General features: G+C 68.2%; 1 protein-coding gene. It reads right to left on the bottom strand.

All coding sequences use genetic code 11. The features are described from left to right. A partial coding sequence (locus FW760_RS26075; protein WP_446444129.1) for an AMP-binding enzyme occupies positions 1-217 on the bottom strand: 217 nt, incomplete at both ends.

The following is a 217-nucleotide window of genomic DNA, read 5'->3' as shown; positions in this document are numbered from 1 at the left end:
AGGCGCGGCGGTCGAGCTTGCCGTTGGCCGTCAGTGGCCATTGCTCCAGGAACAGCAGGTGCGTGGGCACCATGTAGTCCGGCAGTTCGGCCTTGAGCCCGGCCTTGAGTTGATCACGCAATTGGGTGTGCTCGGCACTGGCGTCCTGCGGCACGACGTAGCCCACCAACTGCTGGCCGCTCGGCCCGTCCACCGCCAGCACCAGCGCCTCGCGCAC

The organism is Pseudomonas sp. 1176_21, from assembly GCF_052850635.1.
This window is presented reverse-complemented; position numbering and strand designations above follow the sequence as displayed.